Genomic DNA, 14,466 nt, shown 5'->3' with positions numbered 1-14,466 from the left:
TAACATCGCCACGCCCCGTTTACAACAAGTTGGCGCAAACAAAAATGCCGTTCAGTCGCTTAACTGAACGGCATTAGGCCTTCGAGGCCGCTTTTTTTGCTTCAGATAGTCCGCGCTTCACGCATGCAGCAGATGCGTCGGAAACGCCGGCCCGGCCGCCGCCGCACCCTGCGCGAGCGGCGCAACCTGCTTGCGGCGCTCGCGGGTTGGCGCCACGCCGAACGCGTCGCGATAGCTCTTGCTGAAATGGCATGCCGACTGGAAGCCGCACGCCATCGTGATGTGCATGATCGACATGTCGGTCTGCAGCAGCAGCTCGCGCGCACGGCGCAGCCGCAGCGTCAGGTAGTAGTGCGTCGGCGTCATCCCGAGATGCTCGCGGAACAGGCGTTGCAACTGCCGCTGCGACATGTTCGCGAGCCGCGCGAGTTCCTCGCGCGACAGCGGCTCCTCGATGTTGTTCTCCATCAGCGAGATCACTTCGAACAGCGACTTGTTCGCCGAGCCGAGGCGGGCGACGAGCGGCATGCGTTGTTGCGCGCTCGTGTCGCGCACGTGTTCGACGATGAACTGCTCGGCGATCTGCGTGACGCGCGCGGTGCCGACGCGCGCGGCGATCAGGTTCAGCATCATGTCGAGCGGCGCGACGCCGCCCGTGCACGTGATGCGATCGCGGTCGATCACGAACAGTTCCTTCAGGAAGCGCGTGTCCGGAAACTCTTCTTTCAGCGCCGACATGTTCTCCCAGTGGATCGCGCACGCGTAGCCCGCGAGCAGCCCCGACTTCGCGAGTGCATAGGTGCCCGTGCACAGGCTGCCGAGCGGCAGCCCCGAGCGCGCGAAGCGGCGCAGCGTCGACAGATGGGCGGACGTGGTCGCGCGCTGCACGTCGACGCCGCCGCACACGAACACGATGTCGGGCTGCCCCACGCATTCGGCCGGCCCCGTGTCGACCGTGAGGCCGTTGCTCGCCGTGACCGGGCCGCCGTCCGGGCTGATTACCGACCAGCGGTAGAGCGGCTGGCCGCTCAGATAGTTCGCCATCCGAAGCACCTCGATCGCATTGGTGAACGCGATCATCGTGAAGTTCGGTAAAGGCATGAACGCGAAGTGGGACAGCGACGCTGTGCGGTCGGGCGACATGGGGAGCGTTCCTTGAATCTCTAATAGCTTTTGGCCCGGGGCACGGATCGGGCTGCGATATTGTGTGAGCGAGTGCAACAAGCGTGCCATACGGCTAAACCCTAGCTCCATACGTTGTCTGGGCATCGGGCCGTTGCTGCACTGCACCGTATCCGGGAGAAGCCGCACGCGAACGTGCGGCAAACGCACTGCCGGTGTGCGTGTCCATAGGTGAATCGCTCGCACCGTTTCGGGCGGTCGCCCCGAAAAGCACGACCGGTCACTTGTATAAAACGGACGCGCATGGCGGAAAAGGCAAAGAACGCGTCTAAATTCATCAATCCGCCGAAAATCCGAACGACAAGAATAGAGCCGTCGGCAGCCTTGCACTGGACGCGCGGGAACCCCAGGCACGGCGGCCCTTGAGCTTCGGTTGCAGCCCTTCATTCTTCGTCACGGACGCACTATGTCGAATACCCAGCCTTTCTTCTCGCAGCCCCTTGCCGAGCGCGACGCGCCGGTGCGCAGCGCCATCCTGAAGGAACTCGAGCGTCAGCAGTCGCAGGTCGAGTTGATCGCGTCGGAAAACATCGTGTCGCGCGCCGTGCTCGAGGCGCAGGGCTCGGTGCTGACCAACAAGTATGCGGAAGGCTATCCCGGCAAGCGCTACTACGGCGGCTGCGAATTCGCGGACGAAGTCGAGGCGCTCGCGATCGAGCGCGTGAAGCAGATCTTCAACGCCGGCTATGCGAACGTGCAGCCGCACTCGGGCGCGCAGGCGAACGGTTCGGTGATGCTCGCGCTGGCCAAGCCGGGCGACACGGTGCTCGGCATGTCGCTCGACGCGGGCGGCCACCTGACGCACGGCGCGAAGCCGGCGCTGTCGGGCAAGTGGTTCAACGCCGTCCAGTACGGCGTGAATCGCGACACGCTGCGCATCGATTACGACCAGGTCGAGGCGCTCGCCCACGAGCACAAGCCGAACCTCATCATCGCCGGCTTCTCGGCGTACCCGCGCGCGCTCGACTTCGCGCGCTTTCGCGCGATCGCCGACAGCGTCGGCGCGAAGCTGATGGTCGACATGGCGCACATCGCGGGCGTGATCGCCGCAGGCCGCCATGCGAACCCGGTCGAGCACGCGCACGTCGTCACGTCGACCACGCACAAGACGCTGCGCGGCCCGCGCGGCGGCTTCGTGCTGACCAACGACGAGGAGATCGCGAAGAAGATCAACTCGGCCGTGTTCCCCGGCCTGCAGGGCGGCCCGCTGATGCACGTGATCGCCGGCAAGGCGGTGGCGTTCGGCGAAGTGCTGCATGCGGACTTCAAGACCTACATCGACAACGTGCTCGCGAACGCCCAGGCGCTCGGCGAAGTGCTGAAGGCCGGCGGCGTCGATCTCGTCACGGGCGGCACCGACAATCACCTGCTGCTGGTCGACCTGCGCCCGAAGGGCCTGAAGGGCGCGCCGGTCGAGCAGGCGCTGGAACGCGCGGGCATCACCTGCAACAAGAACGGCATCCCGTTCGACACCGAGAAGCCGACCGTCACGTCGGGCATCCGTCTCGGCACGCCGGCGGGCACGACGCGCGGCTTCGGCGTCGCGGAGTTCCGCGAGATCGGCCGCCTGATCCTCGAAGTGTTCGACGCGCTGCGCGCGAACCCGGAAGGCGATCCCGCCACCGAACAGCGCGTGCGCCGCGAGATCTTCGCGCTCTGCGAGCGCTTCCCGATCTATTGATCGACCCCACCAGAACAGCCACACGAGCGAGAGCAGATATGAGCACGCTGCATCATGACAGCATCATCATCGACGGACTGAACATCTCGAAGTTCGAGAAGCCGGTGTTCGAGGACATGCGAAAGGGCGGCATCACGGCCGCGAACTGCACGGTGTCGGTGTGGGAAAACTTCGCCAAGACCGTCGACAACATCGGCGTGATGAAGAAGAAGATCCGCGACAACGGCGAGCTGCTGACGCTCGTGCGCACGACGGACGACATCTTCCGCGCGAAGAAGGAAGGCAAGACCGGCATCATCCTCGGCTTCCAGAACGCGCATGCGTTCGAGGACAACCTCGGCTACATCGAGGCGTTCGCCGACATGGGCGTGCGCGTCGTGCAGCTCTGCTACAACACGCAGAACCTGGTCGGCACCGGCTGCTACGAGCGCGACGGCGGGCTGTCGGACTTCGGCCGCGAAGTGATCACCGAGATGAACCGCGTCGGCATCATGGTCGACCTGTCGCACGTGGGCGGCAACACGTCGTCGGAAGCGATCGCATTCTCGAAGAAGCCGGTGTGCTACTCGCACTGCCTGCCGTCGGGCCTGAAGGAGCATCCGCGCAACAAGAGCGACGCGCAATTGAAGGAGATCGCCGATGCGGGCGGTTTCGTCGGCGTGACGATGTTCGCGCCGTTCCTGAAGCGCGGGATCGAAGCGAACATCGACGACTACATCGAGGCGATCGACTACGTCGTGAACCTGATTGGCGAGGATGCGGTGGGCATCGGCACGGACTTCACGCAGGACTATGCGAAGGAGTTCTTCGACATGCTCACGCACGACAAGGGCCGCTATCGCCAGCTGACGAACTTCGGCAAGGTGATCAACCCGGAAGGTATCCGCACGATCGGCGAATTCCCGAACCTGACCGCCGCAATGGAGCGCCACGGCTGGAAGGAATCGCGGATCCGCAAGATCATGGGCGAGAACTGGGTGCGCGTGTTCAAGGACGTGTGGGGCGCGTAAGCGCCACGCCCGCCGAACCGCCCCCCGCGTTTCAACATAAAAAAATCGGGACGTGCCCGCGCTTGCCGCGCGGGCACGCGGACGATGTCGCGCCTGCGCACTGAGCCGCGCGGCCAATTTCCTCACGGAGTCACCACGATGCAACCGCAACTGCCGATCAACGTCGATCCCGATACCGGCGTCTGGACCACCGACGCGCTGCCGATGCTGTACGTGCCGCGCCACTTCTTCACGAACAATCACGTCGCCGTCGAGGAAGCGCTCGGCGTCGAAGCGTATGCCGAGATCCTCTACAAGGCCGGCTACAAGTCCGCTTACCACTGGTGCGACAAGGAAGCGAAGCTGCACGGCCTGACCGGCATGGCCGTGTTCGAGCACTACCTGAAGCGCCTGTCGCAACGCGGCTGGGGCCTGTTCTCGATCATCGAGGCCGATCCGGCCAGCGCCCGCGCGAAGATCGAGCTGCGCCACTCGTCGTTCGTGCTCCAGCAACCGGGCAAGGAAGGCAAGCTCTGCTACATGTTCGCCGGCTGGTTCGCGGGCGCGATGGACTGGGTCAACGACACGACGCCGGAAGGCAAGAGCGCGCCGCGCGCGCAGTCGAAGGAAGTGCAGTGTGCGGCCGAGCACCACGACCACTGCGTCTTCGAAGTGTCGCCGATCGCGCACTGACGCATCGATGCACTGAAATACATAAATACCCGCAACACGAGACATTCGAACGCCAGAGGTCGCCTGCGATGCGTTATCCCCACCTGTTCAAACCCATGCAGCTGAACCAGCTGACGCTGCGCAACCGGATCGTCAGCACCGCGCACGCGGAGGTGTATGCCGAGCCGGGCGGCCTGCCGGGCGACCGCTACATCCGCTACTACGAAGAAAAGGCGAAGGGTGGCGTCGGCCTGGCCATCTGCGGCGGCTCGAGCCCGGTCTCGATCGACAGCCCGCAAGGCTGGTGGAAATCGGTGAACCTGTCGACCGACAAGATCATCGATCCGCTCACGCGCCTGGCCGACACGATGCACAAGCACGGCGCGAAGATCATGATCCAGGCGACGCACATGGGCCGCCGCTCGTCGTTCCACGGCGAGCACTGGCCGCACCTGATGTCGCCGTCGGGCGTGCGCGAGCCCGTGCACCGCGGCAACGCGAAGATCATCGAGATCGAGGAAATCCGCCGCATCATCGGCGATTTCGCGGCGGCCGCGAAGCGCGTGAAGGCGGCCGGCATGGACGGCATCGAAATCTCCGCCGCGCACCAGCACCTGATCGACCAGTTCTGGAGCAAGCGTTCGAACCATCGCACCGACGAATGGGGCGGCAGCCTCGAAAACCGCCTGCGCTTCGGCATCGAAGTGCTGACGGCCGTGCGCGAGGCGGTCGGCAAGGACTTCTGCGTCGGCCTGCGCATGTGCGGCGACGAATTCCACGAGGACGGCCTCGATCACGAAGCGCTGAAGGAAATCGCGCAGGCGATGTCGGAGACGGGCCTGATCGACTACCTGAGCGTGGTCGGCTCGGGTGGCGACACGCACAACACGATCGCGAACTGCATGCCGCCGATGGCGCTGCCGCCGGAGCCGTTCGTGCACCTCGCGGCCGGTATCAAGTCGGTCGTGAAGATTCCGGTGATGCACGCGCAGAGCATCCGCGACGCGGGCCAGGCCGAGCGCCTGCTCGCGAACGGCATGATCGACCTGGTCGGCATGACGCGCGCGCAGATCGCCGATCCGCACATGGTGATCAAGATCCGCGACGGCCGCGAGGACGAAATCAAGCAGTGCGTCGGCGCGAACTACTGTATCGACCGCCAGTACAACGGCCTCGACGTGCTGTGCATCCAGAACGCGGCGACGTCGCGCGAAGCGACGATGCCGCACATCATCGAGAAGTCGCGCGGTCCGAAGCGCAAGGTCGTGGTGGTCGGCGCCGGCCCCGCGGGGCTCGAGGCCGCCCGCGTCGCGAAGCTGCGCGGCCACGACGTCGTGCTGTTCGAGAAGAACGCGGAAGTGGGCGGCCAGGTGATGATCGCCGCGAAGGCGCCGCAGCGCGAACAGATGTCGGGGATCATCCGCTGGTTCGACATGGAAACGAAGCGTCTGGGCGTCGACCGGCGCCTGGGCGTGGCCGCCGACGAGAAGACGATCATGGCCGAGAAGCCGGACATCGTCGTGCTCGCGACGGGCGGCTCGAGCTTCACGTGGCAGGTGCCGGCGTGGGGCGTGGCCGAAGGCCTCGCCGTCAGCTCGTGGGACATCCTGACCGGCAAGGTCGAGCCGAAGCAGAACGTGCTGCTGTTCGACGGCGTGAGCACGCATGCGGGCGCGGGCGTGGCCGATTTCATGGCGAGCCGCGGCTCGAAGGTCGAGGTCGTCACGCCGGACGTGAAGGTGGCCGACGACTGCGGCGGCACGACGTTCCCGATCTTCTATCGCCGGCTGTACGCATTCGGCGTGATCCCGACGCCGAACACGATGCTCGATCGCGTCTATGAAGAGAACGGCAAGATGATCGCCGTGCTGCGCAACGAGTACACGGAAGAACTGGAAGAGCGCGCGGTCGACCAGGTGGTGATCGAGAACGGTTCGTCGCCGAACGACGAACTGTACTGGAAGCTCAAGCCGGAATCGGTGAACCGCGGCCAGATCGATCCGCACACGCTGTTCGCGGCCGAGCCGCAGCCGTGCCTGTCGGAAGAACTCGGCAACGGCCGTTTCCTGCTGTTCCGTGTCGGCGACTGCATTTCGATGCACAACGTCCACGGGGCCATCTACGACTCGCTGCGTCTCGTGAAGGATTTCTAAAAGATGAACCCGTCCTTCCTCATTACCGCCCTGTTGTGGCTGTCGGTGGCGGGGCTCGCGTTCGCGGTCGCGAAGCGCTCGTCATACTGGCGTCTGGGCCGCGCCACGGCACCGGGCGCGTTCGGCGTCGCGAACCTGTTCGCGATTCCGAAGCGTTATTTCGTCGACCTGCACCACGTGGTCGCCCGCGATCCGTACATCGCGAAGACCCACGTCGCGACCGCCGGCGGCGCGATCGGCGCGCTCGCGCTGGTGTTCGTCAACTACGGCCTCGCGATCTACTCGCCGTGGCTCGACAAGCTGATCTTCCTCGCGGCGCTCGCGATGCTGGTCGGCGCGGTGTTCGTGTGGCGTCGACGCGCGGCGAAGGACGTGCCGGCGCGCCTGTCGCGCGGCCCGTGGAATACGCTGCCCTGGCTGCTCGGTTCGTTCGCGCTCGGACTCGTGCTGTTCATGCTGGTGCCGACCGGCGCGATGTCGGGTGCGTTCGCGGTGCTCTGCGCGCTGCTGATCGGCATCGGCGCGTTCACGATGACGATCGGCGCCGCGAAGGGCGGCCCGATGAAGCATGCGATCGCCGGCCTGCTGCACCTCGCGTTCCACCCGCGCCAGGAGCGTTTCGCCGCGACGCGCGAATCGTTCACCGGCAACGGCACGGCCACGCCGCCGACCGCGCTGAAGCTGCCGGACATCGAGCATCAGGAGTACGGCGTCGCGAAGCCGGTCGAATTCCGCTGGAACCAGTTGCTGAGCTTCGACGCCTGCGTGCAGTGCGGCAAGTGCGAAGCCGCGTGCCCCGCGTTCGCGTCGGGCCAGCCGCTGAACCCGAAGAAGCTGATCCAGGATCTCGTGGTCGGGATGGCCGGCGGCACCGATGCGGCATATGCGGGCAGCCCGTCGCCGGGCATCCCGGTCGGCCAGCATCGCGGCGAGCCGAACGGCCCGATCGTGTCGGGCCTGATCGAGGAGCAGACGCTGTGGTCGTGTACGACCTGCCGCGCGTGCGTGCAGGAGTGCCCGATGCTGATCGAGCACGTCGACGCGATCGTCGACATGCGCCGCAACCGCACGCTCGTGCACGGCACGGTGCCGGGCAAGGGCCAGGAAGTGCTCGCGAACCTGCGCGAGACGGGCACGATGGGCGGCTACGACACCGCCGCACGTTACGACTGGTCGGTGGACCTGAGCGCGCCCGTCGCGCAACCCGGCAAGCCGGTCGACGTGCTGTTCGTCGCGGGCGAAGGCGCGTTCGACATGCGCTACCAGCGTACGCTGCGTGCGTTCGTGAAGGTGCTGAACAAGGCGGGCGTCGACTACGCCGTGCTCGGCCCGACCGAGACCGACACGGGCGACGTCGCCCGCCGGCTCGGCGACGAAGCGACGTTCCAGCAGATGGCGAAGCGCCTGATCGGCACGCTCGGCACGCTGTCGTACAAGCAGATCGTGACGGCCGACCCGCACGTGATGCACAGCCTGCGCAACGAATACCGTGCGCTCGGGCTGCGCGTGACGGTCAAGCATCACACGACCTATCTGGCCGAACTGGCCGACAGCGGCAAGATCGCGCCGAAGGCCGTCGAGGCGCTGCAGGAGAAACGCACGACCTATCACGACCCGTGCTACCTCGGCCGCTACAACGGCGAGACGGAGGCGCCGCGCAAGCTGCTGAAGACGATCGGCATCCAGGTCGTCGAGATGGAGCGCAACGGCATGCGCGGCCGCTGCTGCGGCGGTGGCGGCGGAGCGCCGCTGACCGACATCCCGGGCAAGCAGCGCATCCCGGACATTCGCATCGCCGACGCGCGCACGATCGGCGCGGACGTGGTCGCGGTTGCGTGCCCGAACTGCACGGCCATGCTCGAAGGCGTCGTGGGCCCGCGCCCCGACGTGCTCGACGTCGCCGAACTCGTCGCCGCCTCGCTGGAGTGAATCGATGAATACGATCAAACGAATCGATCCGCGCCGGCCGTTCGTCATCACGGCCGCCGGCCTGAAGCGCATCACGCTCGGCGAGGAAGGCAGCGCCGATGCGAACGCCGCGCAGTGGTCCGCGCACGGTCATGGCGCCGCGGCCGCGAAGCCGCGCCGCGCGCTGCAGGAGCCGAAGCACGTGATGCTGGTGGTCGCGCATAGCGAACGCGGCGCGCTCGACGACCATTCGCGGCAGGCGATCGCCGCCGCGGCCGTGCTCGCCGATGCGCAAACCGAAGTCGCGCTGCTCGCGTTCGGCGAACTGAAGGACGACGTGGCCGAACTCGGCGTCGACAAGCTGCTCGAGCTGGCCGGCTTCGAACGCCGCGCGTTCGATCCCGAAAGCGAATTGCAAGCATTGCAGGCCTGCGTGGCCGCGCTCGCGCCGAAACACGTGTTCGTGCCCGACAACGCGACGGGCGACGGCGATCTCGGCCGGCGTTACGCGGCGGCCGCCGGTGCGAGCGTCGCGACTCACGTCGTCGAAATCGACGCGAAGCATGTCGGCGCGTATGCCCAGGCGGGGCGTGCGTTCGCCACCCGCGCGCTGCCCGACGTGATCCTGCTCGCGCAGAACGCGGTCGAAGCGAAGCTGCCGTTCGTCGGCGCGGGCGAACGCGTCGCCGCCGATTTCATCCGCCCGGCGCGCGACGCCGCGCAGCCGTACCGCGATCTCGGTCTCGACGAAATCGACGCGGCCCAGGTCGCGCTCGAGGAAGCCGATTTCATCGTGTCGGCCGGCAACGGCGTGTCCGACATCGGCGCGTTCGAGCGGCTGGCCGGCGTGTTCGGCGCGGCGATCGGCGCGAGCCGTGTCGCGGTCGACAACGGCCACTTCACGCGCGACAAGCAGGTCGGCGCGACCGGCAAGACGGTCGAGGCGAGCGTGTACATCGCGTTCGGCATCTCCGGCGCGGTGCAGCACCTGCAGGGGATCAAGGACTGCCGCCACGTGATCGCGGTGAACCTCGACGGCAGCGCGCCGATCGCGAAGCGCGCGAACCTGACGGTGGTCGGCGACGCGCAGGCGACGATCGCCGCGCTGATCGAACAGGTCCAGGCCGCGCGGGCCGCGCGCGGCGAATCGCCGGCCGCGGTCGGTACCCGTGAACCCGAAGGAGTCGCCGCATGAACGCCCCTCGCCCCTTGCAACGCATCGCGGTGCTCGTGTCCGTCGGCCGGCACCCGGTCAGCGGCGTCGCGCGCTACAGCCGCAACGATGCGGCCGCGCTCGAAACCGGCCGCCAGCTCGCGGACAAGCATCGCGCGACGCTCGACGTGATCCATGCAGGCGACCCCGCGAATGCGGCGCTTGCCGACTATCTGGCGCTCGGTGCGCGGGAGGTCGAAGTGCTGGCCTGCCGCGACGGCGACGACGCCGTGCACGCACTCGCCGCGCGTCTCGACGGCTACGACCTCGTGCTGACCGGCACGCGCGCCGAGGGCGCGTACGACACCGGGATGCTGCCGTACCGTGTCGCCGCGGCGCTCGGCTATCCGCTCGTCGGCTCGGCCGTCGACGTGACGGTCGAAGGCGGTCGCGCGGCGGTTCGGCAATTTTTGCCGAAAGGGCTGCGGCGGCGTGTCGACGCGGCGCTGCCGGCCGTCGTCGCCGTGCATCCGCTCGCCGGTGTCGAGCCGCGCTATGCGTATGCGCGGTTGCGCGCCGGCGCGATCCGGCCGGCGCTCGCGGCGCCCGGTGCGGACGCCGACGCGGCCGCGTGGACGGTCGGCCCGGTCGAGCGCAAACCCGTCAAGCTGGTCGCCGCCGAGAAGCGCTCCGGGCATGCCCGGATGCTGTCCGCGACGACGACCGAAAGCCGCGGCGGCAACGTCGTAAATGAAGGGAGTTCGGTCGAAAAAGCACAAGTGATCCTCGCGTATTTGCGCGAGCATCAGCTCATCGACTACTGATTTTGATGCCTGTCGGCAAGACACCCAGGGATGCAAGGAATCCGGAGCAAACGATGAAAGTATCGGCAGACATTCGTGCATTGATCGAGCGGCGCAAGGAAGGGCACAGCCTCGACGCACCGTTCTACACGAGCGAGGACATCTTCGCGCTCGACATGGAGGCGATTTTCCGCCAGCACTGGATCCAGGTGGCGATCGAACCGGACATTCCCGAGCCGGGCGATTACGTGACCGTGCAGTTGGGCAGCGATTCGATCCTGATCGTGCGCGACGACGACATGGCGATTCGCGCGTTCCACAACGTGTGCCGTCACCGCGGCGCGCGCCTGTGCAACGAAGACAAAGGCTCGGTCGGCAACATCGTGTGTCCGTACCACAGCTGGACCTACAACCTGACGGGCCAACTGATGTTCGCCGAGCACATGGGCGAGAAGTTCGACCGGTGCAAGCACAGCCTGAAGTCGGTGCACGTCGAGAACCTCGCGGGCCTGATCTTCATCTGCCTCGCCGACGAGCCGCCGGTCGATTTCGCGCAGATGCGGGCCGAGATGGAGCCGTACCTGCTGCCGCACGACCTGCCGAACACGAAGATCGCCGCGCAGATCGACATCATCGAAGAAGGCAACTGGAAGCTCACGATGGAGAACAACCGCGAGTGCTATCACTGCGTCGCGAACCATCCCGAGCTGACGATCTCGCTGTACGAATACGGCTTCGGCTACCAGCGTTCCGACGCGAACGCCGAAGGCATGGACGCTTTCGCCGAAACCTGCGTGCGGCGCGGCAAGGAGTGGGCCGAGATGGGCCTGCCGTCCGCCGAAATCGAAAAGCTGCTCGACGTGACGGGTTTCCGCACGCAACGCCTGCCGCTGGACCGCGACGGCGAATCGCAGACGCTCGACGCGAAGGTCGCGTCGAAGAAGTTGCTCGGCGGTTTCGACAGGGCCGATCTCGGCGGGCTGTCGTTCTGGACGCAGCCGAACTCGTGGCACCACTTCATGAGCGATCACATCGTGACGTTCTCGGTGATTCCGCTGTCGGCCGGCAAGACGCTCGTGCGTACGAAGTGGCTCGTGCACAAGGACGCGAAGGAAGGCATCGACTACGACGTGAAGAACCTCACGGCCGTGTGGAACGCGACCAACGACCAGGATCGCGCGCTCGTCGAATTCTCGCAGCGCGGCGCGAACAGCAGCGCGTACGAGCCGGGCCCGTATTCGCCGTACACGGAAGGTCTCGTCGAAAAATTCTCGGCCTGGTACATCGGCCGGCTCGCCGAAAAAACCGGCGCGTAGTCAGCAGACAGCAAGCGGAGTTACACATGATGCGAGATGCGGCCAATTTCGAGCCGGCTGACAGCCGGGTGACGCACCCGGCCTTCTGGAACGCGCTGCCCGAGCGCTGGACGAGCGACGTCGAGGAAACGCTGGTGTGCTGCCACGTGCGGCAGGAAACCCACGACGTGAAGAGCTTCTTCTTCCGTTCGCCGCAGGGCCGCACGTTCTCGTTCGAGCCCGGGCAGTTCATCACGCTCGAGCTCGACATCGACGGCGAGACGATCAACCGCTGCTACACGATTTCGTCGTCGCCGGCGCGGCCGCACACGATCTCGATCACGGTGAAGCGCGTGCCGGGCGGCAAGGTGTCGAACTGGCTGCACGACAACCTGCAGCCGGGCGCGTCGGTGCGCGTGCTCGGCCCGGCCGGCGAATTCACGTGCGCGCGGCATCCGGCGCGCAAGTACCTGTTCCTGTCGGCCGGCTCGGGCATCACGCCGCTGATGTCGATGAGCCGCGCGCACCATGATCTCGCGGAAGATCGCGACATCCTGTTCGTGCACAGCGCACGCACGCCGGACGACATCATCTTCGCGCGCGAACTCGACCTGATCGCGTCGAACCACACGAATTTCCGCACGTCGTTCGTCGTCGAGCGCGTCGGCGCGCGCACCAACTGGCCGGGCGTCACGGGCTTCCTGACGCTGCCGCTGCTGAAGCTGATCGCGCCGGATTTCATGGAACGCGAGATTTTCACGTGCGGCCCCGCGCCGTACATGAAGGCCGTGCGCGACCTGCTCGACGAAGCCGGCTTCGATCGCAAGCAGTATCACGAGGAAAGCTTCTCGTTCGAGACGCTCGCGCAGACGGCGAGCGACGAGCTGCTCGCCGATCTCGCGCCGCCGGCCGAAGGCGGCGACGCCGGCACGAAGCAGTACACGGTCAGCTTCGCGAAGAGCAACCGCGAGATCTCGTGCGGCTCGGAGCAGCACGTGCTCGACGCGGCGCGCCAGTCGGGCGTGCGGCTGCCGGCATCGTGCACGCAGGGCATGTGCGGCACCTGCAAGGTGAAGCTGGTGTCGGGGCAGGTCGACATGAAGCACAACGGCGGCATCCGCCAGCGCGAGATCGATCAGGGGATGGTGCTGCTGTGCTGCAGCAAGCCGCTGTCGGATCTCGTGATCGACAAGTAGTCGAAACTCGCCGTCGGCTGTCCGGGTGCGTCGCATCCGGACAAGCATCCGTCGGAAAACAACGATACCGCGGATTTGTGGTTGAAGAACCTAGAGAGACAACGCGCACGGTGCGCAGACCAAGGAGATCGACCATGAAGCTGTTCGGAAAACTGTTGTGGACCGGCGCCCTGTCGGCGATGGTGGCATTGAGCGCATCGGCGCTCGCCGATACGAAGCCGACGCTGAAAATCGGCTACGTCGAAGGCTGGGACGACAGCGTCGCGACGTCGAACGTCGCGGCCCGCGTCATCGAGAAGAAGCTCGGCTACGAGGTGAAGCTCGTGCCGGTGGCGGCCGGGATCATGTGGCAGGGCGTCGCGCGCGGCGATCTGGATGCGACGCTGTCCGCGTGGCTGCCGGTCACGCACGGCTCGTACTGGGACGAGTACAAGGCCAAGGTCGTCGACCTCGGCGCGAATTTTCCCGATGCGAAGATCGGCCTGATCGTGCCCGCGTACGTGAAGGCGAAGAGCATCGACGACCTCAATGCGGAGAAGGGCAGCTTCGGCGGCCGGATCGTCGGCATCGATGCGGGCGCCGGCGTGATGCGCAAGACCGACGACGCGATCAAGAGCTACGGGCTGAACTACACACTGATGCCGAGCTCGGGTAGCGCGATGACGGCCGAGCTGTCGCGTTCGGTCAATGCGAACAAGCCGGTCATCGTGACGGGCTGGGCGCCGCACTGGATGTTCGCGAAGTGGAAGCTGCGCTTCCTCGAGGATCCGAAGAAGGTGTTCGGCGGCGCCGAGCACGTCGACAGCGTCGTGAATCCGGGACTCGAAACCAAGGCGAAGCCGGTCGTCGCGTTCCTGAAGAAATTCCAGTGGAAGCCGGGTGAAATCGACAGCGTGATGCTCGCGATCCAGAACGGCTCGAAGCCGGAAGCGGCCGCGGATGCGTGGATTGCGGCGCATGCCGACCGCGTGAATTCGTGGACGGAAGGCACACAGTAAGCATTCCGATATACGTCGCACGAATCGTCATAAAAAACACGTCGGGAATGGCATGCAGGAATCCGAAACAATTCGGATGCAATGCGGCCATATCCCGGAATTCTTTTGCGGATTCTGCAAAAAAGCGCGTAAGTTGTTACACTAGCGCCCTTGTGCGGAGTCATCTCGGGAGGAATTGGATGAGTCAAGCAGGACTGCGTGCGAATCGCACCAGTGATGTCGAGGCAACCATCTCACATGATTCGACGGGCCACACGCTGCATCGTGGCCTGACCTGGAAAGACGCTTTTTGGGTGACGAGCGGCGTGCCGGCAGGCGTGCTGTTCACGATCGGCGGCGTATGCGCGACGATCGGCCAGCCCGCGTGGGCGATCTGGATCGCCGCGATCACGATGGGGCTGATTCAAAGCGCGACTTATGCGGAAATATCGGGGCT

At 65.9% G+C, this 14,466-nt stretch carries 11 protein-coding genes and 1 pseudogene; 11 read left to right on the top strand and 1 reads right to left on the bottom strand.

The features are described 5' to 3' along the window. Positions 1 to 117 precede the first annotated feature (117 nt). The gene (locus WS96_RS05455; RefSeq protein WP_082720195.1) at positions 118 to 1,233 is read right to left on the bottom strand and encodes a GlxA family transcriptional regulator; all 1,116 of its coding nucleotides are present in this window, start codon (positions 1,231 to 1,233) and stop codon (positions 118 to 120) included. A gap of 355 nt (positions 1,234 to 1,588) precedes the next feature. Between WS96_RS05455 and WS96_RS05450 the strand changes: the two genes are divergently transcribed. From WS96_RS05450 to WS96_RS31895, 11 genes and pseudogenes are all read left to right on the top strand, one after another. After that, positions 1,589 to 2,863, top strand: a complete 1,275-nt coding sequence (locus tag WS96_RS05450) for a serine hydroxymethyltransferase (protein ID WP_059583205.1) — start codon at positions 1,589 to 1,591, stop codon at positions 2,861 to 2,863. Between the two features lie 38 nt (positions 2,864 to 2,901). Continuing rightward, positions 2,902 to 3,873 carry a dipeptidase gene (locus WS96_RS05445; RefSeq protein ID WP_059831108.1) on the top strand — a complete coding sequence of 324 codons (972 nt, stop codon included), beginning with the start codon at positions 2,902 to 2,904 and terminating at the stop codon, positions 3,871 to 3,873. Positions 3,874 to 4,011: 138 nt separating this feature from the next. Continuing rightward, complete coding sequence (locus WS96_RS05440) at positions 4,012 to 4,545, top strand: DUF5943 domain-containing protein (RefSeq protein WP_059831107.1); 534 nt, start codon at positions 4,012 to 4,014, stop codon at positions 4,543 to 4,545. 68 nt (positions 4,546 to 4,613) lie between these two features. Further along, positions 4,614 to 6,677 carry an NADH:flavin oxidoreductase gene (locus WS96_RS05435; RefSeq protein ID WP_059831105.1) on the top strand — a complete coding sequence of 688 codons (2,064 nt, stop codon included), beginning with the start codon at positions 4,614 to 4,616 and terminating at the stop codon, positions 6,675 to 6,677. 3 nt (positions 6,678 to 6,680) lie between these two features. After that, positions 6,681 to 8,606 carry a (Fe-S)-binding protein gene (locus WS96_RS05430; RefSeq protein WP_034204264.1) on the top strand — a complete coding sequence of 642 codons (1,926 nt, stop codon included), beginning with the start codon at positions 6,681 to 6,683 and terminating at the stop codon, positions 8,604 to 8,606. Between the two features lie 4 nt (positions 8,607 to 8,610). Further along, positions 8,611 to 9,780 (top strand): electron transfer flavoprotein subunit alpha/FixB family protein, encoded by a 1,170-nt coding sequence (locus WS96_RS05425; RefSeq protein WP_059831103.1) that lies wholly within the window; start codon positions 8,611 to 8,613, stop codon positions 9,778 to 9,780. Beyond that, positions 9,777 to 10,562, top strand: a complete 786-nt coding sequence (locus WS96_RS05420; RefSeq protein WP_059502302.1) for a drug:proton antiporter — start codon at positions 9,777 to 9,779, stop codon at positions 10,560 to 10,562. Before WS96_RS05425 ends, WS96_RS05420 begins: the two co-directional genes overlap by 4 nt. A gap of 53 nt (positions 10,563 to 10,615) precedes the next feature. Further along, complete coding sequence (locus WS96_RS05415; protein WP_034204267.1) at positions 10,616 to 11,857, top strand: aromatic ring-hydroxylating oxygenase subunit alpha; 1,242 nt, start codon at positions 10,616 to 10,618, stop codon at positions 11,855 to 11,857. 26 nt (positions 11,858 to 11,883) lie between these two features. Beyond that, on the top strand, positions 11,884 to 13,032 hold the full coding sequence (locus WS96_RS05410; RefSeq protein ID WP_059831102.1) for a hybrid-cluster NAD(P)-dependent oxidoreductase: 1,149 nt from the start codon (positions 11,884 to 11,886) through the stop codon (positions 13,030 to 13,032). A gap of 134 nt (positions 13,033 to 13,166) precedes the next feature. Continuing rightward, complete coding sequence (locus WS96_RS05405) at positions 13,167 to 14,030, top strand: glycine betaine ABC transporter substrate-binding protein (protein WP_059831100.1); 864 nt, start codon at positions 13,167 to 13,169, stop codon at positions 14,028 to 14,030. A 179-nt stretch (positions 14,031 to 14,209) separates the two neighbouring features. Then, a pseudogene (locus tag WS96_RS31895) lies at positions 14,210 to 14,466 on the top strand (amino acid permease); the annotation flags it as partial.

Source organism: Burkholderia sp. MSMB1835 (assembly GCF_001526365.1).
GTDB lineage: Bacteria > Pseudomonadota > Gammaproteobacteria > Burkholderiales > Burkholderiaceae > Burkholderia.
This window is presented reverse-complemented; position numbering and strand designations above follow the sequence as displayed.

Bases quoted from the DNA above. Each gene is read 5' to 3' on its own strand.
- WS96_RS05425 (WP_059831103.1), top strand. From the start codon at position 8,611: ATGAATACGATCAAACGAATCGATCCGCGCCGGCCGTTCGTCATCACG.
- WS96_RS05410 (WP_059831102.1), top strand. From the start codon at position 11,884: ATGATGCGAGATGCGGCCAATTTCGAGCCGGCTGACAGCCGGGTGACG.
- WS96_RS05415 (WP_034204267.1), top strand. From the start codon at position 10,616: ATGAAAGTATCGGCAGACATTCGTGCATTGATCGAGCGGCGCAAGGAA.
- WS96_RS05455 (WP_082720195.1), bottom strand. From the start codon at position 1,233: ATGGCACGCTTGTTGCACTCGCTCACACAATATCGCAGCCCGATCCGT.
- WS96_RS05445 (WP_059831108.1), top strand. From the start codon at position 2,902: ATGAGCACGCTGCATCATGACAGCATCATCATCGACGGACTGAACATC.
- WS96_RS05420 (WP_059502302.1), top strand. From the start codon at position 9,777: ATGAACGCCCCTCGCCCCTTGCAACGCATCGCGGTGCTCGTGTCCGTC.
- WS96_RS05435 (WP_059831105.1), top strand. From the start codon at position 4,614: ATGCGTTATCCCCACCTGTTCAAACCCATGCAGCTGAACCAGCTGACG.
- WS96_RS05430 (WP_034204264.1), top strand. From the start codon at position 6,681: ATGAACCCGTCCTTCCTCATTACCGCCCTGTTGTGGCTGTCGGTGGCG.
- WS96_RS05450 (WP_059583205.1), top strand. From the start codon at position 1,589: ATGTCGAATACCCAGCCTTTCTTCTCGCAGCCCCTTGCCGAGCGCGAC.
- WS96_RS05440 (WP_059831107.1), top strand. From the start codon at position 4,012: ATGCAACCGCAACTGCCGATCAACGTCGATCCCGATACCGGCGTCTGG.
- WS96_RS05405 (WP_059831100.1), top strand. From the start codon at position 13,167: ATGAAGCTGTTCGGAAAACTGTTGTGGACCGGCGCCCTGTCGGCGATG.